Annotated in this window: 16 protein-coding genes; 12 read left to right on the forward strand and 4 right to left on the reverse strand. The window is 36.3% G+C overall.

Annotated features, from left to right (window positions below; translation table 11 throughout):
- The first annotated feature begins 45 nt into the window (after window positions 1-45).
- Together accC and WG906_RS17875 are read left to right on the forward strand one after the other, a co-directional pair.
- On the forward strand, window positions 46-1,542 hold the full coding sequence (accC, locus tag WG906_RS17870) for an acetyl-CoA carboxylase biotin carboxylase subunit (RefSeq protein ID WP_339994227.1): 1,497 nt from the start codon (window positions 46-48) through the stop codon (window positions 1,540-1,542).
- A gap of 36 nt (window positions 1,543-1,578) precedes the next feature.
- Window positions 1,579-2,163: a riboflavin synthase gene (locus WG906_RS17875; RefSeq protein ID WP_339994228.1), complete on the forward strand. Its 585-nt coding sequence runs from the start codon at window positions 1,579-1,581 to the stop codon at window positions 2,161-2,163.
- Between the two features lie 8 nt (window positions 2,164-2,171).
- On the opposite strand, the gene WG906_RS17880 is transcribed toward WG906_RS17875, so the two are convergent.
- Window positions 2,172-2,759 carry a hypothetical protein gene (locus WG906_RS17880; protein WP_339994229.1) on the reverse strand — a complete coding sequence of 196 codons (588 nt, stop codon included), beginning with the start codon at window positions 2,757-2,759 and terminating at the stop codon, window positions 2,172-2,174.
- A gap of 169 nt (window positions 2,760-2,928) precedes the next feature.
- Between WG906_RS17880 and guaA the strand changes: the two genes are divergently transcribed.
- The 3 genes from guaA (at window position 2,929) to WG906_RS17895 (ending at window position 8,542) form a co-directional block, all read left to right on the forward strand.
- On the forward strand, window positions 2,929-4,458 hold the full coding sequence (gene guaA, locus WG906_RS17885) for a glutamine-hydrolyzing GMP synthase (RefSeq protein ID WP_339994230.1): 1,530 nt from the start codon (window positions 2,929-2,931) through the stop codon (window positions 4,456-4,458).
- A 146-nt stretch (window positions 4,459-4,604) separates the two neighbouring features.
- Window positions 4,605-5,789, forward strand: coding sequence for an RsmB/NOP family class I SAM-dependent RNA methyltransferase (locus WG906_RS17890; RefSeq protein WP_339994231.1), 1,185 nt, complete (start codon window positions 4,605-4,607; stop codon window positions 5,787-5,789).
- 125 nt (window positions 5,790-5,914) lie between these two features.
- Entirely contained in the window at window positions 5,915-8,542 is a 2,628-nt protein-coding gene (locus WG906_RS17895; RefSeq protein WP_339994232.1) for an outer membrane beta-barrel protein, read from the forward strand.
- 6 nt (window positions 8,543-8,548) lie between these two features.
- Here the strand turns inward: WG906_RS17895 and WG906_RS17900 are convergent, their stop codons facing one another.
- Entirely contained in the window at window positions 8,549-8,986 is a 438-nt protein-coding gene (locus WG906_RS17900) for a DUF2147 domain-containing protein (RefSeq protein ID WP_339994233.1), read from the reverse strand.
- A gap of 300 nt (window positions 8,987-9,286) precedes the next feature.
- On the opposite strand from WG906_RS17900, the gene WG906_RS17905 reads away from it, so the two are divergent.
- The 5 genes from WG906_RS17905 to WG906_RS17925 all read left to right on the forward strand — a co-directional run bounded on the left by WG906_RS17905 (window position 9,287) and on the right by WG906_RS17925 (window position 16,270).
- On the forward strand, window positions 9,287-10,099 hold the full coding sequence (locus WG906_RS17905; protein WP_339994234.1) for a hypothetical protein: 813 nt from the start codon (window positions 9,287-9,289) through the stop codon (window positions 10,097-10,099).
- 58 nt (window positions 10,100-10,157) lie between these two features.
- A complete protein-coding gene (locus tag WG906_RS17910; RefSeq protein WP_339994235.1) occupies window positions 10,158-12,461 on the forward strand; it encodes an Rv1355c family protein in 2,304 nt (767 codons plus the stop codon).
- A 24-nt stretch (window positions 12,462-12,485) separates the two neighbouring features.
- Entirely contained in the window at window positions 12,486-14,636 is a 2,151-nt protein-coding gene (locus WG906_RS17915) for a sensor histidine kinase (RefSeq protein ID WP_339994236.1), read from the forward strand.
- Between the two features lie 129 nt (window positions 14,637-14,765).
- Window positions 14,766-15,851, forward strand: a complete 1,086-nt coding sequence (locus WG906_RS17920) for a sensor histidine kinase (protein ID WP_339994237.1) — start codon at window positions 14,766-14,768, stop codon at window positions 15,849-15,851.
- Window positions 15,848-16,270, forward strand: coding sequence for a response regulator (locus WG906_RS17925; protein ID WP_339994238.1), 423 nt, complete (start codon window positions 15,848-15,850; stop codon window positions 16,268-16,270). The genes WG906_RS17920 and WG906_RS17925 overlap by 4 nt, the downstream gene beginning before the upstream one ends.
- Here WG906_RS17925 and WG906_RS17930 read toward each other — a convergent pair.
- Window positions 16,267-16,731, reverse strand: a complete 465-nt coding sequence (locus tag WG906_RS17930) for a response regulator (protein ID WP_339994240.1) — start codon at window positions 16,729-16,731, stop codon at window positions 16,267-16,269. The genes WG906_RS17925 and WG906_RS17930 overlap by 4 nt on opposite strands.
- 730 nt (window positions 16,732-17,461) lie before the next feature.
- On the opposite strand from WG906_RS17930, the gene WG906_RS17935 reads away from it, so the two are divergent.
- Window positions 17,462-18,070, forward strand: coding sequence for a hypothetical protein (locus tag WG906_RS17935; RefSeq protein ID WP_339994242.1), 609 nt, complete (start codon window positions 17,462-17,464; stop codon window positions 18,068-18,070).
- Window positions 18,071-18,356: 286 nt separating this feature from the next.
- Window positions 18,357-19,364, forward strand: a complete 1,008-nt coding sequence (locus WG906_RS17940; RefSeq protein WP_339994243.1) for a glutamine synthetase beta-grasp domain-containing protein — start codon at window positions 18,357-18,359, stop codon at window positions 19,362-19,364.
- Between the two features lie 82 nt (window positions 19,365-19,446).
- Here WG906_RS17940 and WG906_RS17945 read toward each other — a convergent pair whose 3' ends face one another.
- On the reverse strand, window positions 19,447-19,848 hold the full coding sequence (locus tag WG906_RS17945; protein WP_339994244.1) for a gamma-glutamylcyclotransferase family protein: 402 nt from the start codon (window positions 19,846-19,848) through the stop codon (window positions 19,447-19,449).
- Between the last annotated feature and the right edge of the window lie 58 nt (window positions 19,849-19,906).

A 19,906-nucleotide genomic window follows, 5' to 3' on the forward strand; every position in this document is an offset into this window, starting at 1 on the left:
TTTTGAGATTGTTATATTTTTAATTTTGGCTTTTTAATTTCTCAGATGTCTCAAACCTCAATAAATAAAATATTAATTGCCAATCGTGGTGAGATTGCTTTACGGATAATGCGGTCTGCCCGCGAAATGGGCATTAAAACAGTAGCCGTATTCTCTGAAGCGGATAGAAATTCTCTGCATGTTCAATATGCTGATGAAGCGGTTTGTATTGGTCCTGCGCCCTCCAGCAAATCATATCTGGTGATTGAGAATATTATTGAGGCCTGCAAGCGAACTAAGGCTGATGCGATACATCCCGGATATGGATTTTTATCAGAAAACCCGGTTTTCGCGAAAGCTGTTGCAGCAGCCGGAATCATACTTATCGGTCCTTCCGCCGAAGCGATGGAAATAATGGGAAATAAATTATCGGCGAAAGCCGCCGCCCTTTCTTATAATATTCCTTTAGTGCCCGGTACAGATACCGCCATAACGGATATTGCCGAAGCAAAGATCCGGGCTGAAGATATAGGTTTTCCGATTTTGATTAAGGCTGCGGCGGGTGGCGGAGGTAAGGGGATGCGGATTGTAGAAAAGGTAGAACATTTTGAAGCGCAAATGCAAAGAGCTGTTTCCGAAGCCGTTTCTGCATTTGGCGATGGCTCGGTTTTTATTGAACGCTATGTTAGTTCACCTCGGCACATAGAAATCCAGGTTTTAGGAGATTCTCACGGAAATATTATTCATCTTTTTGAGCGTGAGTGTTCCATACAACGCAGGCACCAAAAGGTGGTTGAGGAAGCGCCATCTTCCGTGTTAACACCTGAAATTCGGGAGAAAATGGGTAAATGTGCCGTTGATGCGGCCAGGGCATGCAACTATACCAGCGCCGGAACAGTGGAGTTTATTCTGGATGAAAACCTTGATTTTTTCTTTCTTGAGATGAATACCAGGCTCCAGGTTGAACATCCGGTAACGGAAATGATAACTGGTATCGATCTGGTTAAAGAACAAATAAAAATTGCCAGGGGAGAGAAGGTAAGCTTCAAACAGGAGGACTTACAAATACAGGGTCACGCCATTGAGTTAAGGGTGTATGCTGAAGACCCCTCAAATGATTTCCTTCCCAATATCGGAACGCTTAGCCGTTACAAAATCCCCCAGGGGCCCGGTGTGAGAGTTGATGATGGTTTTGAACAGGGAATGGAAATACCTATTTACTACGATCCTATGATTGCAAAGCTGATTGTCTGGGGCGCAAATCGAACTGAAGCAATAAAAAGGATGATTCGTGCAATAGATGAGTATCAAATCACGGGAGTGAGGAATACTTTATCTTTCGGGCGGTTTGTAATGGAGCACGAGTCATTTTCATCAGGCAATTTCGATACTCATTTTGTAAATAATTATTTTGATGTAGAAGCATTAACAGAAGATTCTGAGGAAGAAGCATTTATCGCTGCTTTAGTGGGGTTAAAAATTTTCAAAGAAAGCGGCTCGGATGTGGTGATTACCAATTCAACGGGCTTAGATGTCTGGAAAAGAAATCGTAAAGAGTATTAATTTTGATTATCCGTTAAGCCATAATATCTTCGGCCAATGTTTACAGGAATTATAGAAACCCTTGGAGTGGTTAAAAAGCTGCAGCAAGATCAGGGAAATCTTCATATATCTATTGAATCAGGCATTTCATCTGAGTTAAAGATTGATCAGTCGGTGGCCCATAATGGAGTATGCCTTACAGTAATTGCTTTGGATGGTAATACACACACCGTAACGGCTATTGAGGAAACACTTTCTAAAACCAGTCTGAGACAACTGGAAGTAGGAAGTTTAACAAATCTGGAACGCTGTATGCAAATGAATGGCAGGCTGGACGGGCATATCGTTCAGGGGCATGTGGATCAGACTGCCGAATGTATTGATCTGCTTGAACGGGATGGAAGCTGGGAATATACTTTTAAATACGATCCTTCACTGGGAAATGTAACGGTAGAAAAAGGTTCAATCTGTGTAAACGGAATAAGTTTAACAGTAGTAAATTCCAAAGACGACAGTTTCTCGGTTGCTATTATTCCTTATACTTTTGAGAATACTAATCTTCAGCAAGTGAAACCTGGTGATGTAGTTAATCTTGAGTTTGATATTATTGGGAAGTATGTCGCCAGGTTGATGAAGAAATAACAAGTCTTTTAATCAATATTCTGGCGATTGAAAATATTTATCGCGGTATAATAATCTTTTTGATCAAATGCTTTTAACGCTTTAGCTGAATTTTTGATCAAAGATTTTAAGTGTTCCGTATTAAAAGGAATTATATCTGCCCCGTTTAACTGAATTTCATTTATCTCATTGCCTTTTACGAAAAAGCAAAAAGCATTTATTTTTCCTTTTATTACTGCAAATCTCCATTTATCACCATTCGGTAAACCCTCAATTGTTTGTTTCATATTATAAGGATCCGGCCGGGTAATTTTGGACGTTTCCCCTGCAAAAATCTGCTTTAAGGAATTTGAATTTGAGGAATAAAGGAAGTGTTTTCCAGAGATGCTGTCCTTTAAAATGTCGGAGTTGGCTTGTACATTGGAACCATCTTTCATTTCTACTTCATAAATATACTTCCAGACATTTCTTTTATACTTCCCGTGCTTTTTAATTTTTTGCTCAAATGGGTTGGAATAGGTTGGATCGTTTTGGCTAATTCTTGGGATAGGGCCAAACTGTCCAAAACATATAAGGCATGAGCCTATTAAACAGATAAATAGAAACGATAGTCGCATTGATAAAGGTTTGGCAATAAATGTAAGTTCTTTTTTTCAATTGATTTGGTCGCGGTTTGTTAACATTAAATAAAAAATGCTTAGCTCTGATTTTCTATATTTTTTTTTACCTAAAGCTTAAAATTCAAAAAAACATATTGACTGGAACTCAAAATTTCTATCTTTGCCCATGCAAGAAAAAATCATCATTCTTGACTTCGGCTCTCAATACACCCAACTGATTGCCCGGAGAGTAAGAGAACTCAACGTATATTGCGAAATACACCCCTTTAATCACCTTCCGGAGTTTGATAATACTGTAAAAGGAGTGATCTTTTCAGGGAGTCCGTATTCCGTTCGTCAGGAGAATGCGCCGCAAATAGATTTTAAATTATTTCATAATAAATATCCTTTATTAGGAGTTTGTTACGGAGCCCAGTATTTGGCTCAGTATTCCGGAGGACAAGTCATTCCTTCTACCATTCGTGAATACGGCCGTGCCAACCTGCAATATATAAACGAAGAGCATCCATTGCTTAAACATATTCCAAAAGATTCGCAGGTATGGATGTCGCATGGTGATACCATTGCGGAAATTCCCGAAGAATTTGAAGTAATTGCCAGTACAGATACAGTGCGTGTTGCTGCTTATCAGATAAACGGTAGTAAAACCTATGGTATTCAGTTTCATCCCGAGGTAACGCACAGTACAGACGGAAAGCAGTTGTTAGAAAATTTCCTGGTTGACATTTGCGGCTGCTCGCAAGACTGGACTCCTGACTCTTTTATTGAAACTACTATTGCATCGTTAAAAGAAAAGATCGGAAACGATAAAGTAGTTCTTGGTCTTTCCGGCGGTGTAGATTCATCGGTAGCTGCAGTACTTCTGCATAATGCTATAGGTAAAAACCTTCATTGCATTTTTGTTGATAATGGTTTGTTACGTAAAGATGAATACGATCAGGTACTTGATTCTTACCAGCATATGGGCCTGAATGTTCGCGGTATAGATTCTAAAGATCGTTTTCTGAGTCAGCTTGCCGGCGTAAAGGATCCTGAACAGAAACGTAAAATAATCGGCCGGGTATTTATCGAAGTGTTTGATGATGCGGCACATGAAGTTCAGGATGTATCATGGCTTGGACAGGGAACAATCTATCCCGACGTTATCGAGTCTATATCTGTAAACGGCCCTTCAGCCACTATTAAGTCGCATCATAATGTGGGCGGATTGCCCGATTTTATGAAGTTAAAGGTAGTTGAGCCTTTAAATACCTTGTTTAAAGATGAAGTTCGCCGGGTTGGAAAAGCCTTAGGAATCGATGATATTATTCTTGGTCGCCATCCGTTCCCGGGTCCTGGTTTAGCGATAAGAATTTTAGGTGATATTACTGCCGAGAAAGTGGCCATTTTGCAGGAAGCGGACTCTATTTATATCAGTAATTTAAAATCTTCAGGCTGGTACGATAAAGTATGGCAGGCAGGTGCAATTTTTCTTCCGGTACAATCTGTAGGAGTGATGGGAGATGAACGGACCTATGAAAATGTTATCTGTTTACGCGCAGTTGGTTCTGTAGACGGTATGACTGCTGATTGGAGTCATTTACCTTACGAGCTTTTGGCTAAGATTTCTAACGAAATCATAAATAATGTAAAAGGAATTAACCGCGTGGTTTACGATATCAGTTCTAAGCCACCTGCTACTATCGAGTGGGAATAGAAGGCTCACCGAGTCCTCTCCCTGGAGAGGACTTAGTGAAGATTTTCCTGCCGTAATAATCACCCAAAGTCTTTTTCTTTTAGGAAAGGGTGTGCAGGCCAGGTGATTGGGCGGGTGCGGTTATATTTTAATTTAATTCAAATATCTTGGAGAGTCAAAACCCTCAGTCTAACCGCTTTGAGCAGCAACTCAAAACTTTTTTACGAATAATAGAATCCTATCAGGAAGATAAACCCTTAACCAAGTTTCTGCCTGATTTTTTTCGTAAAAACAAGCAAATGGGATCTACCGACCGTAGAATTGCGAGTGGTTTATTATACAATTATTTTCGTTTAGGCAGAGCTTGTCCAAATTTGCCAGCCGAAGAGCGGTTGTTTATCGCCGAATTCCTGGTTTCAAATAGTTCAAATCTTTTTTTACAGAATTTTAAGCCTGGTTTAAATGAGAAAATAGCTATCTCTTTAGATGAGAAAATAGAATTTCTTGAATCACAGGCTATAGGATTTTCATTAAACGATGTCTTCCCTTTTTACAATCATTTTTCAAAAGGTATTGATAAAACTGAATTTTTAAAGTCCTTCTTTATTCAGCCCGATCTTTTTATCCATATATATCCCGAAAAATCGGCCTGGATTAGTGCCAAGCTTGAAGATGCAGGTGTAAGTTATAAGGAAGAAGGAGAGCGTTCATTGCGCTTACCAAACGGCACTAAATTGGATCAGCTTTTCCCCGATAATAAATACTTTGAGGTTCAGGATCTGTCTTCACAGGAAGCCTGTACATTTTTTAAACCTCAGAAATACGATTACTGGTGGGATTGCTGTGCTGCCTCCGGAGGAAAATCGATAAATCTCTTTCATCAGCAGCGCGAAATTAAGCTCTTGGTTTCCGACATCCGCGAAAGCGTGTTAGAAAACTTAGACGAACGTTTTAAAAACGCTGGCTTACTTAAATACCAAAAGAAAATTTTAGATCTTACAAAAGACCCGCAACCTTTCATACATAGTTTTGAGTTTGATGGGATTATCTACGATGCTCCATGTACAGGCTCGGGAACCTGGGGCAGATCACCCGAAATGATCAATCAGTTTCAGGAATACAGGATTAAGGCATTTCAGAACTTACAGCAAAATATTGCAAAAAATATATTGAAGTATCTAAAGCCCGGCAAACCGCTTATTTACATTACGTGTTCTGTGTTTAAAGAAGAGAATGAAGAAGTAGTAGATTTTCTGGTTAAAGAATTAGGCCTGAAACTTGAATTTCAGAAGGTATTGAGTGGATATAACAGAAAATCTGATACCATGTTTGTGGCCCGGTTGATAAAATAGGCCCCCAGATTTTTGTAACTGCACTTAAAAGTTTTTGCTTATTAGCTAAGCTGTAACATCTTAATTACCCTCAGATATCTTTACTTTCAATGAGGTAGTTTTGCGGCACAATGAATGTTGCCTTAATGAAAAAGATTTCCATTATTTTAATAATTACAATTTTTCAAGCTCTGTCTGTAAGTGCTCAGTTTTTTGTTAAAGGAACTGTTCAGGATTCTAGCGGATTACCTTTAACCGGAGCAATTATAAGATTGAAATCTCCTTTAGACAGCATTGCCGGAACTGCTGATATCAACGGATCTTTTGTATTTAAAAACCTGAAAGGATCAGATTTTACTTTAAGTGCTGCTTTTTTGGGATTTCAAACATTTGTGAAGCATTATAAATTTGAAATTGCGAAGAACGAAATTATCTTACCTGTAATTAAGCTGGGATCAAGCAGCAGTAATCTTTCGGAAGTAGTAGTGACTGCTGTTCTTCCTGTAAAGGTTAAAGAAGATACTTTAGAGTTTAATGCGAAATCGTACGCGGTTAGAGAAGGGGATGCTGTTGAAGAAGTATTGAAAAAACTACCTGGCGTCACGGTAGATAAGGATGGAAATGTAACCACACAGGGAAAACCTATCACTAAAATACGGGTTAACGGGAAAGATTTTTTTGGTACGGATGTAGCTACGGCTATTCAGAATCTTCCTGCAGATATTGTTAAGAATCTGCAGGTTATAGACGATTATGGCGATCAGGCAAGGCTCACAGGAATCAAATCCGGGGAGCCGGAAAAAATACTGAATATCAATATAGAGGAAGATAAAAAGAAGGGTTACTACGCCCGAGGAACCGGAGGAATGGGCAATGAGGATCGCTATCTTGCTAATATAAGAGCAAATACATTTAAAGATAACCGTCAGTTTGCGTTCAATGCCACTATGAATAACACCAATATCAGAGGCGGAGCAGGTGACGGAATTACAAATTCAAAAGGCCTGAATCTGAATTACCGAAATGAATGGAACAAGCTTTCAGCTGACGGGGGGTATGGTTTTAACAACCGCGATAATAGTACAACAGGTACAATGTATCGTCAAACTATTTATTCATCCTTTAGCCGTTTTGATAACCAGAATAATACCAGTAAAAACCAGAATAACAGTCACAATTTTTGGGGCAATATTGAATACAAATTCGATACTCTAAATTATATAAAGCTTTCGCCCAACTTTTCCTTTAACAATTCGACAGATCAAAATTTTGGATTAACTAACACAATTCAGCAAACGATATCGTCGTTAAGAGACAATCGTTCAACTGGCAATTCTTTATCGGCTAACGCTGGTACCAATTTGTTTTTTAACCATAAGTTTTTAAAAGCAGGCAGGAATTTTAGTATTTGGTCGAGCATCGGTTATTCAAAAGGAGAAAGTGATGCCGACTCTCAGAACGATTATATAAACACCGATTCTACCGGTGCGGTCACCGAAATTAATCAGAACCAACTTACAGATAACCTGAACAATAGCTTGCGGACGGTTTTGAATTTATCATATACGGAACCTCTTAGTAAAACTTCTTTCCTTGAGCTTAGTTATAACCATAGCCGGACAAATAACTCAACAAGCAGAGATACGAGGGAAGTTGACAATCTCGGACAAGAAACAATAAATCCTGCACTCAGTAATTTATATGAATATAATTTTACTACCCAGAGATTGGGATTGAATTACAAGTTTATAAGCCCGAAATACAATTACACTTTAGGGATGAGCGCACAACCGGCTTTTTTAGAAGGCTTGGATCTGACCCGTTCTATCACGACAAATAAAAAGACCTTCAATTGGATCCCTTCAGCACGCCTGGTTTATTATTTTTCTAAGCAAAAAGCTCTTACCGCTAATTATTACGGACGAAGTAATCAGCCCGGTTTCACACAATTACAACCGTTAACAGATAATTCAAATCTGCAAAATACAATTGTGGGTAATCCTGATCTCAAACCTGAATTTAATCATGGAATGAATCTCGAATACAATCAATCAGACTGGAATGCAGGATATACATTATTCTCCACTATCTCCTTTAACCAGACCAATGATAAAATTGTAACCACGAGAGATACTATCCATGATATGTCAAATATCCGCCAGCGTACCAGTTATATTAACACTGACGGTTTTTATAACCTTAGAGGTAATTATACCTATGTGAAACCCTTTAATGAACGTAAATACACATTGACTTTTAACGGAGGAGCATATTATAATAACTACATAGCTTTCGCTAATAGCCAGAGAAATATAGGACGGAATCTGGTTTTAGAACAAGGCCTAAAATTCAGGGTTGATTTTAAGGATATTATGGACGCTGAGATAAATACGTCTTATTCCATAAATAAAACAAAATATTCACTTGAGTCATCCACTGACAGGCAGACCAATAAAATTATTTTGGGTCTAAGTGGCCGGAATTATTTTTTTAAAGATCTTACTTTTGGATACGATTTCTCAAAAAACATTAACCAGGGTTTTGTTAACTCGGGCAACCCCAATCCCATGATATTAAATTTGATGGCTGAATACCGCTTTCTTAAAGGAAATATGGGCAGTTTAAGACTGCAGGGTTTTGATTTGTTTAATGAAAATACAGGAATATCTAGGGATGTGTTTGACAATGAGATTGTTGACAGGCAAACCAATCGATTGGCGCGCTATTTTTTACTCTCCTTCAACCTTAGACTCAGAAAATTTGGAGGCTCTTAAGCAGGCTTATTGAACTCTGTTCCAGGTTTCTGTCTTACCTAAGATGCTTAAACCAAAATAAGCACGAATATTTAGTTTGTCTCTGTCATGAATACTCATCATGCAATTGTATGTGTTACCAGACTTGGGGTCATAGATCTTGCCGTTCGAATAAGAGCCATTTCCTTTATATGTGAAATCTTTAAGAACTTCCAGTCCAAGAACAGGTTGTGTCTGTAACTCCTTCGAAGGGTTGTGAATATCCAGTTTAGGTTTTCCTGATGGATCATTGGGTTCTTTCAACCAAATTAATTTGCCAAAATAGTTATCACCACGTTTAAAAATTTGAATTTGTCCGTTGCCATGCCCGCTTTTCCACTTTCCCAGAATATCATCACCCGATTGAGCGAATGCTAAAGTGGATATAATACAGAGTGAAAACACTGTTAAAATTGCCTTTTTCATAAAATTATAGATGAGGTATTTAATAATAACGTATTTTAACGCTCATATTGTTTTTTTACTATACTTCTGTATCGGGAATTTGTTTTACGGAAGATTCAAGTGGTAAAAAAAATGTGGGCCATTTTGAGAGGTATTTTGTCAAAATGTCTCAGGCCTGTAAATACTTGTTTAAAATATATTATTTTAACACACTCATTATCAGTCTCTAAAATCGATATTTTGGGATATTTAAGAATTTATTAATTATTAATTAAGGAAATAATCAACCGTTTAGTTGCTTTAATTTGGAAATACATTTTAATGGAGCCAAGCCTAAATAAGGAAAGACCTGTTGTTAGATTAAGAGCATTTCGTGCAATTGATGATCCCGAAGCCTGCAGATTATTTTTAGAAGGTCATGCGCATGTTTTAACCAGTATTGGTGTCACTAAAGTTACTTCTTCCAAAAATGAGTGGACAACTAATCCAGCGGCATTTGTGCTGATAGTAGAATCTCTTGACGGGCAGAGAGTTTACGGAGGCGCCAGAGTTCATGTTTCGGGAGGGAGTCAGCCATTACCAATCGAAGAGGCAACAGGCGCTTTAGACGTAGGTATTTTTGATTTGGTTTGGAGATACGCCCAGTATGGAACCGGAGAGCTCTGTGGATTATGGAATTCAAGAGAGATAGCGGGTTATGGAATCGGAAGCATTTTTTTGATTCGTGCGGCTGTTGCAATATCACACCAAATCGGCTTGCAATCTCTTTTTGCCTTGTGTGCTCCCTATACCATAAAGCCTGTGGAACATTGTGGGATGGTATTAGAAACCAGTATAGGAAATAAAGGAACCTTTTATTATCCAAAATTGGATCTCCTTGCAACCACCATGATTTTAAAGGATGTGGATACTTTGTATACGGCCCAGCCGGAAGACAAAGATGCAATTCTTAAAATAAGGGAACACCCGAACGTTATTCGTGTGGAAGAACTTAGAAAGAAAGAGATCACAATTCACTATGAAACTGATATTCCTAATCTAAACGAATGGGATTTAAATGAAATAATAGCGAATACTCAAAAAGGAAGGGTCTTGGCCACCAAAATTGATGAGAATAACCTGGAGTTTTTTTAATCTTTAATCGTAACAAACTTTTATCATCTTCGTAAATCGAACTTTATCAAGAAACCACATGGAAAGTATTGCAGGTCTGCTGGAAAGTACCGCGTATATGAACTCGATTTATTCTCCCATATTACTTAGGTTAGATAACGAAAAAGATAAGGAGACTTTTGAATCGCTATTTGAAAATAATAGAGTTTCATATATTAATGATAATATTTTTAGTCAATTAAAAGAATTAATCAAATGTCTTAATCCCTCTCTAAAACTGAATCATAATGAGTACCGTGAACTCATTGATAAAAAAATAGGCGGTAAGGACATTACTCATTATGGCGTGTGGGTTTATTACCCATGGAATCAACGTTTGGTTCATTTGCTCGATGAAACTGAATTTATTGAAGTAAGGACTAATAGAAATCGGTATAAGATCACTAAAGAAGAACAAAACATTCTTCAAACTAAAAAGATCGGCATTGCGGGATTATCTGTTGGTCAGTCAATAGCTTTAACTATGGCCATGGAACGGAGTTGCGGCGAACTGCGACTAGCGGATTTTGATACCGCAGAATTAAGTAACTTAAATCGTATTCGTACTGGTGTTTTCAATCTCGGAATAAGAAAAACCGTTATTGCTGCAAGAGAGATAGCAGAAATAGATCCTTTTTTTAAAGTGAAATTATTTAATGACGGTCTAAATACCGAGAACATAAACGAATTTTTTCTTGATGGAGGGAAATTAGACCTGTTTGTTGAGGTTTGTGACGGGCTTGATGTAAAAATAGCTGGGCGTTATAAAGCTAAGGAGTTAAAAGTGCCAGTTATTATGGATACTAACGACCGCGGGATGCTGGATGTCGAACGATTTGATCTTGAGTCAGATAGGCCAATTTTACATGGCTTAGCCGAAGGACTCAGTCCTAATAATATTAAAGGTCTATCAAATGAAGAAAAAATACCTTATATATTAAGAATGATTGGTGCAGAAGCCATATCTACCAGGTTAAAGGTGTCTATGCTAGAAGTAGAGCAGTCTATAAATACCTGGCCCCAGCTAGCATCATCCGTTACCTTGGGTGGCGCGCTTACAACAGATGTTTCGAGGCGTATTTTACTTGACCAGTATCATGAATCAGGAAGGTATTATATAGATATGGAGGAGCTTATAAAGGATAAAAAAGATGAAGCTGTTCAACCTTTACCTGAAACATATATTGGGCCGCCTGAATTGACTAGAGATGAAATGCTTCAGGATCTTCAAAACTTTATACCCCGAACAGAAAATACAGCCTTAGCTGAGGAAACTATTACTGAAATAGTTGAAGCCGGTATCCTGGCTCCATCGGGAGGCAATGCTCAACCATGGAAATTAATATATACTGCTAAAGGATTATTTATATTTCATGACGCACATTTTTCGCATTCATTACTTGATTTTAATAACCTTGGTTCATATGTTGGCATCGGAGCAGTAATTGAAAATATAAGCATTAAAGCTTCAGTTTTCGGATACAGCATTATATCTGACTATTTTCCTGTCACAGGCAACAAGAAAATAGTGGCGCATATAGTGTTTAAAAAGGGAGAAGATTCGGCAGTTAAGAATTATCTTGAGCCGGGAGTTACTATAAGAGTGACTAATAGAGATTTGGCGGCTAAAGAGATATTCCCTAATGATTTTTACGACTATCTGAAATCTTCTATTGAATCTTACCAAGGTGCAGAGCTATACATTGTGGATGATGAATCTTTAATGAAGGATTTAGGGGAGGTGCTTTCAAAAGCAGAAATGTTAAGAATTTTACATCCAAGAGGGCATTACGATACTTTCACTAATGAATTAAGGTGGACACAAGAGGAGGTGGAACTTAAAAGAGATGGCCTGGATATAAACTCATTAGGTGCCACACAGTCTGAGTTAGCCGGCTTTAAATTAGCAGCAGATACTCATGTCATAGCCTTGGTAAGGCAACTTAATGGCGGTATGGCATTTACCAAAATGGTAAACAAATCTGTAGCTGTTTCATCGTCATTGGGAATTATCACAATGCCGACATATTCTGAACTTGATTTCGTACAAGGCGGGCGCGCTGTTGAGCGTATTTGGATAGAAGCAAACTTAGCTGGAGTATCTTTTCAGCCAATTTCTCAACTTGTGTTTTTACTGGCGAGATTAAAACATGGAAACGAAACAATCGATGATTACTATAAAATAGAACTGGGAAAGTTGGAAAAAGCTTTCAATAGCTTGTTGCCACAATTAACTAATAAGCAACCTGTATTTATGTTCAGGCTGGCTAAAGCCGGACCACCTAAAGTAAGATCTCTAAGAAGGCCAATTGAATCATCATTTACTTATTTACCAAACTTTTAACATACTCTTTATAAGTTTAATAATATGAAGATATTTGCTCTTAATAAGAAGTTTTTGTTGTCTTTATCTTTAATCTTCCTTTCTACTTTAACTATCAAATCACAGATAGTGTATAATGGGGAAAAAGATATACTTTCTGTTGGGAGTAAAATCAGATATTATATAGATTCATCTTCCTCAGAAAACATAAAAAGTATACAACATCAAAAGAACTTTATACTTTCTAAAGAAACAGTTCCTGATTTTGGCTTGCGTAAAGTACCAATGTGGTTAAAAGTAGAAATAACCAATAAAAGCAATACGCAAAATTTGATGATCCAATTTGAGCAATCCTTTTTGCAAAACATAGACTTTTATTATTTAGAGCAGGGTAAATACAAAGTTAATATGAGCGGTGAAGTGTACCCGTTTGACTCAAGAATGATAAATTATCACAAATTTGTCTATAGTCTTAATATCCCAAAAGACTCTACCATTACTTATTATTTTCGTATAAAGTCTATTCTAAAAATGCGGATGCCCATTTCTTTGGGTAAAAAAGATAGTATCGTAGAGAGTAACCTTACCAAAAATATCTGGTTCGGGCTTTTCTTCGGTATCATTCTAGTAATGTTCTTTTATAACCTATTTATCTACTTCGTTTTAAAAGAGCTTATTTATTTATATTATGTGGCCTACATTATTATTGTTGGCTTAGTACAGACCACCTATGAAGGTTATAGTTTTCAATTTTTATGGCCAAACAATGGTTTTGTCGCTATAAGATCATTCTTCGTTTTAACTGCACTTGTAAATATAGTTGGTTTAGAGTTTGTACGGAAATTCCTGAATACACAAAACTTTATTCCACGTCTAGATAAAGTTTCCTATGCTTTGTATACAGTGTATATTCTTGATATTATCTTTATTTTAAGAGGTGATTTTTTCATCAGTTATCAAATTATACAAGCATTTGGTGGCTTAATGTCATTATACATATTAACTGTTTCTATTATTATCGTAAAACAGGGATACAGGCCGGCAAAATTTTTTTTACTTGCGTGGATACCATTAATATTGAGTATTATCATCTGGTTTCTTGGAGATTTTAATATTCTGCCATATAATACTTTTACCAATTATAGTATGACTATTGGCTCGGCTGTAGAAGCAATACTTCTTTCTTTTGCACTTGCTGATAAAATAAATATTTTCAAAGCGGAAAAAGAACAATCACAAATAGAAACGTTAAAAGCATTAAAAGAGACTGAACGAATTATTCGCGAGCAAAATGTAGTTCTAGAGGCTAAGGTAAAAGAACGTACTGTCGCATTGGAAAATTCAAATTCTGAATTAAACGTTACACTTGATGATTTAAAGCAGGCACAAATGCAGCTTGTTGAATCCGAAAAAATGGCTTCTTTGGGTCAGTTAACTGCCGGTATTGCTCATGAAATTAATAATCCCATAAATTTTGTTACCTCAAATGTTGCTCCCTTACAACGCGATGTTAATATATTAATGGAAGCTATCAGTACCATGGAAAATTTGAATTTTTCTGACTCGACTATTGATGAGAAGAAGAAACAAATAGAGGATTACAAAGAGGAAATAGACTATGATTATTTAAAAATTGAAATTTCCCATCTTTTAAAAGGAATCAATGAGGGCGCATCACGAACAGCCGATATTGTAAAAGGACTCCGGGTCTTTTCACGTTTAGATGAAGATGATTTAAAGCTCGCTAACATACACGAATGTCTCGAGTCTACGCTGGTAATCGCAAATAACCTCCTGACTGGAATTAAAGTAACAAAGCGTTTTGAAGATCTGCCATCAATTGAATGTTATCCCGGAAAGCTCAATCAGGTTTTTCTCAATATAATTTCTAATGCAGCACATGCTATTAATAAAAAGTATACGAACACTGAAGCAGGAGAACTTATTATAAGTACCAGCTGTAATGCTAATCATGTGATCATTGAAATTTCAGATAACGGTACCGGTATGGATGAGTATGCTGTGAAAAAAGTTTTCGAACCTTTTTTTACAACTAAAGATGTAGGAGAGGGCACGGGTTTAGGAATGTCTATAGCATATAATACTATTAAAAAGCATAACGGACAGATCATTCTTAAATCTGAAAAAGGCTTGGGAACAAAATTTATTATAGATTTACCAATAATTACTAAATAAGTGAAACTTAATATTGGCACTACCTGTATAATTACTGCACATACCTGCCTGATTGCCATGAAAAATTTATTGCTTACACCGAAAAAATAATAACTAATTTTAGTTTCGCCATTATTAGTTCAGTTAAACATGTCAGAAAAAATCAAAATCCTTTATATAGATGATGAACTTAATAACCTTGTTGGTTTTAAGGCTTCATTCAGATTGGATTATAATGTTTTAGTAGCTGTAAACACATCGGAGGCTGTTGAAATTCTTACTAAGCATTCTGATATCCGAATAATTTTTTGCGATCAAAGGATGCCTGATAAAACAGGTGTTGAGTTTTTTGAGGAGATCAGAAGTTGGTTCCCGCATCCAATTCGCATACTAATTACCGGTTATACCGATGTAGAAGCAGTAATCGACGCAATAAACAGGGGCCATATTTTTAGATATGTAAAAAAGCCATGGACAGATTCTGATATTATTTCGGCGATAGAAGAATCACATAAGTTTTACACGGCCAACTCTTTGCTGGCAATAAAGAATGAAGAGCTTCAGAAAGCTTATAATGAACTGGATAAATTTGCCTACAGTGTGAGCCATGACATACGCGGACCCTTATCAGGAGTTATGGGAGCAATAAAAGTAGTCAGGCACTTGGATAATATCGGAGAAATTAAAGAGATGTTATCCTTAATGGAAAATTCGGTTAAAAAGCTGGATACTTTTATTTTAAGTATGCACGACTATTATACTGTGCAAAGAGGTGAGCTTCGAATTAAAGAGGTCAATTTAGAACAGGTAGTGGCAGATCTGACTGATATTCATCAGGGACATATATCAACTAATAACGTTCATTTTATTGCAAATATCAATCAGCAGGAGCCTTTCTGGTGCGATGAGATAACCTTAAAAATTGTCCTGAATAATCTTTTGTCCAATGCAATTAAATATCAGAAACGGGATAATGATCATAAACAGATTGAGTTGAATATTGAAGTTGGAAAAGGACTTGCAACTATATATGTTAAAGATAATGGTATAGGCATTCCGGAAAATTACCTGAGCGAGATATTTAATCTCTTTTTTAGGGCCAGTACCCAGGATGCAGGATCGGGATTTGGATTATATAATGTAAAAGATGCTTTATTAAAGCTTAATGGGGGTATTAAAGTAAGTTCTGTTCTTGGTGAAGGCGCAATATTTAAAGTAACAATTCCTAATAAATGATGAGTAATAAAGCTAAAACTGCAAATTTTATAATTGTTGATGATAGTGAATTGGATTGCTTTATCGCAGAAAAATTGATAAAACATTCAGGTATTAGTAATACAATAAAAAGCTTTCTTCAGGCTCCTCAGGCTCTGGAATATATAAAAAATCTGCCTCATTCAGACGTAGACTCTGTAAATGTTATTTTGGTGGATATTTTAATGCCGATTATGAATGGTATCGAGTTTGTTGAGGAATTCGAAAATCTACCCCTAGAAATACAAGAAAAGTTTGTGATTGTGGCATTTACATCTTCTATGAATAAGAAAGATATGAACCGCATGAAGAGTTTTAAAACCGTTAAATATCTTTTTGATAAACCCTTAAGCCCAGAAGACCTGACACCACTATTGCGGGATTTTGATTTAATATCTTAGGATAACAGCTTTTGTCTTAAAAGAAACTCAAACTGATCATTTGAAACTGCAAGTTTTTCATTCATTTCTTTAATCCGGAGCTTTTCTAAATACACTTCGTATGCTCTGTTTATGGTCATGTCAAGCTCTTCTTCGTTCCATGGCTTTGATAAATAGTGGAATATTTTTCCCTTGTTTACAGCATCAACCACGGCACTCATATCCGCATAGCCAGTCAATAGAATTCGCATCGGATCAGGTTTTATTTCCAGTACCTTTTCAAGAAATTCTACGCCTGTCATATTGGGCATCCGTTGATCTGTTATAATTATGTCAACATGTTTGTTTTCAATGATTTTCATTGCATCATCACCACTGATAGCAACAAACACATTATACTTTATTCTAAAGTTGGCTTTAAAAGAAATAAGGTTATTCTCTTCGTCGTCCACATAAAGTATAGTGATTTTATTTTCTGGCATGGTATTTTAGTTGATTATCTTTGTACGTTAAAATATACATAATGTTGCAAAAAATCAATTTCTTACAATAATTATACATTAACAAATATTTTCGGAGATTTTTTCCGAAAATGGGTTTAAAGCGAATAAAAAAAGTAATTCCCTTTTCGGGGCTGCTTTCAAATCATATTTTTGCATGTTGCAGTTCCATGAATTTTGAAGGGTACCAAACCTAAACCTACAGCTTTTTTCTTGTGTGTGCTATAGCCAGACTTAAATTTAGAGAAAATATTTCCCTCTATACCCCGAATATATTGGTAATTTATTGATAAGATAAGATTGCTTAATACGCAATAGAAAACTATGTTTTACAGGGTGTTTGTTCTTATATCTAAACAGTAGTAAAAAAACAAAACGACTATACAAACCACTGATATTATTAATGACAGATTTTGGGATGCTAGTAGTATAATTAATCCAGGCCCCAATGGCCTAAAAGCCAGTAACGATAATATATATATATCGTGAAAATATTTTTTGCTTCCAAAGATGCTTATTCCGTTTGCCAATAGCCTTTACCATAAAATTGTCTGCAGCCGATTTCAAACTAATTGATTTACTGATGGGGCGTTCGTATTTTATTGGTGAAGGTTAGAATTATTATAGATTGATCTAAAAACAATTGTATAAATGCACGTCTTTAAGAAATACAGCGTTATTAAGGTTTAAATGATTATTAATAATTAAAACTATGAAAATTGTATTTCTTATTAGTTTAGCACTGCTTTTTATTTTTGGCTGTACCGGCTTAAATAAACAAGTAAATCAAATTAAAGCCCTTGAAGATTGTAAATATGAAATAAGTTCGATAGATAGTATTTCTGTTGCGAATGTAAACGTTAAAGATTTAATCGGTAAAGAAAAATTTGATTTGGCAAAGATGCCAAGAGTTGCCTTAGCACTTTTAAGGCAGAATGTCCCTTTAAGAGGCCGGGTAAATCTTTCAATCACAAACCCTTCAAGTCAGCTTGCCGCTGTTAATCAGTTTGAGTATAAGGTTCTGGTTAAGAACCAGGAGATTGCAGGCGGGTTTGTAAATCAAAAGATAGCGGTTAATCCTCACGGTGGCAATGTTACAGTCCCTATACAGATTAATTCAAATGTTTATCAGGTTTTATCGGATGATAAAGCGATGGATGCGATTGCCGATTTTGTTATCGGATCAGAAGATGCCTCAAAGGAAAAGAAAGGAATAGTTACCATAAAAATAAAGCCTACTTTAGATTTTGGAAATAGAGAAATAAAGTATCCCGGATATATCACTATTGACAAAGAAGTAAGTAGCAAAAACTTATTCTAAGTTATCCTTTCTCTGAACGGCTACCGGAAAAAATCTTAATTATCTTTTTTCGTGTGAAAAACTTTCGGAATCCTTAATGTTCCTTTGCTATTATTATTCAAAGCCTGGGTTATGAGGCATAGATTTGCGCCTGATTTGTTAATCTTTGACTCTTGTCAAGAATATTTAAAAAATAATTGCAAAATTTTTTAAATAATTCAAAGATTGTTATAATTTCGTGCAATTATTGAGAAATATTTATTTCTTTAATGCAAATTTGCAACCTGATTACCCAAACAAATAAATAATGGCAGCAAAACTAGAGTACATTTGGCTGGATGGTTACAAACCAACTCAAAGCCTTCGTAGCAAAACAAAAATTGAAAAAGATTTCAGTGGAAAATTAGAAGATTGTCCTTTATGGAGCTTCGATGGTTCATCAACAGAGCAAGCACCGGGTGGTTCTTCAGACTGTGTTCTTAAACCAGTATTCATTTGCCCTGATCCTCAGAGAAAAGATGGTTATTTAGTAATGTGTGAAGTCTTGGATTCAAAGGGACAAGCTCATGAGTCTAATGGCCGTGCCCTAATTGAAGATGATGATAATGATTTTTGGTTTGGTTTTGAGCAGGAATATTTCCTTTGGGATGATGAAACTAACAAGCCTTTAGGTTTCCCGTCAAACGGCTACCCGGCACCACAAGGTCCTTACTACTGTTCAGTAGGTGCTAAAAATGCTTTTGGAAGAGAAATCGTTGAAGAGCATTTAGATGTATGTCTTGAAGCTGGCTTAAACGTTGAAGGCATTAATGCAGAAGTTGCTGCTGGACAATGGGAATTCCAGATTTTCGCTAAAGGAGCAAAAGAAGCCGGAGATCAAATCTGGATCGGCCGTTATTTGCTTGAAAGAATCGGAGAAGAGCATGGAGTATCAATTAACTGGCATTGCAAACCTCTTGGTACATTAGACTGGAATGGTTCCGGAATGCACGCCAACTTCTCAAACTCAGTATTGCGTACTTGCGGAAGTAAAGAAACTTACGACAAAATTTGCGAAGCTTTCCGTCCTGTAATTAAAGAACATATTGAAGTTTACGGAGCTGATAATCACCTGCGTTTAACTGGTAAACACGAAACTGCATCAATCGATGATTTCAGTTATGGTGTATCAGATCGTGGTGCTTCAATTCGTATACCTCTTTATACTTTAGAGCACGGTTGGAAAGGTTATTTAGAAGATCGTCGTCCAAATTCTGCTGCAGATCCATATAAAGTCGCGGCACGGATTATTAAAACTGTTAAATCTGTATTATAATTTATAAAAGATTTTAAATCTTAAATCCTCTGAATAATATTCAGGGGATTTTTTGCTTTAAGATTTCTAGGTAGCACATATTTTAAATCCTCTTTGAAAGATAATCTTTATAATTGCCGGAGTCAATTCGGAGAAATTGATTAACAGGAAGATTATATAAATAGGTCCAGCACTGTATATTATTTGATTCTATCTCGACTTCAATTATTTTCCGTATAAATTCATTCGGCTGGATCTCATCATTGCCATATCCCTCATATTCGTCAAGAATTTTAAAAGTTTCTTCCCTGTTGAATACTGAAACCAGATCACCATAAACATAGGTGCTGATATTTTTATCGTAAACTGCACCGGGGTACTCACCTATATCATAAAGAGTACCTTTGAATTTACCCTTATTTATGTGTCGGCTATTGTTTTGCAAATAGGATCCAAAGAAATTAGCTGAATGCAGCAATGTTCCGTAAACAAACAATAAATCCATGTTTTAATATTGAGATTTTACAATATAAAAAAACCTTTAAATAGATGTTGCTCTTATT

It is taken from the genome of Pedobacter superstes (genome assembly GCF_037622515.1).
Lineage (GTDB): Bacteria > Bacteroidota > Bacteroidia > Sphingobacteriales > Sphingobacteriaceae > Paradesertivirga > Paradesertivirga superstes.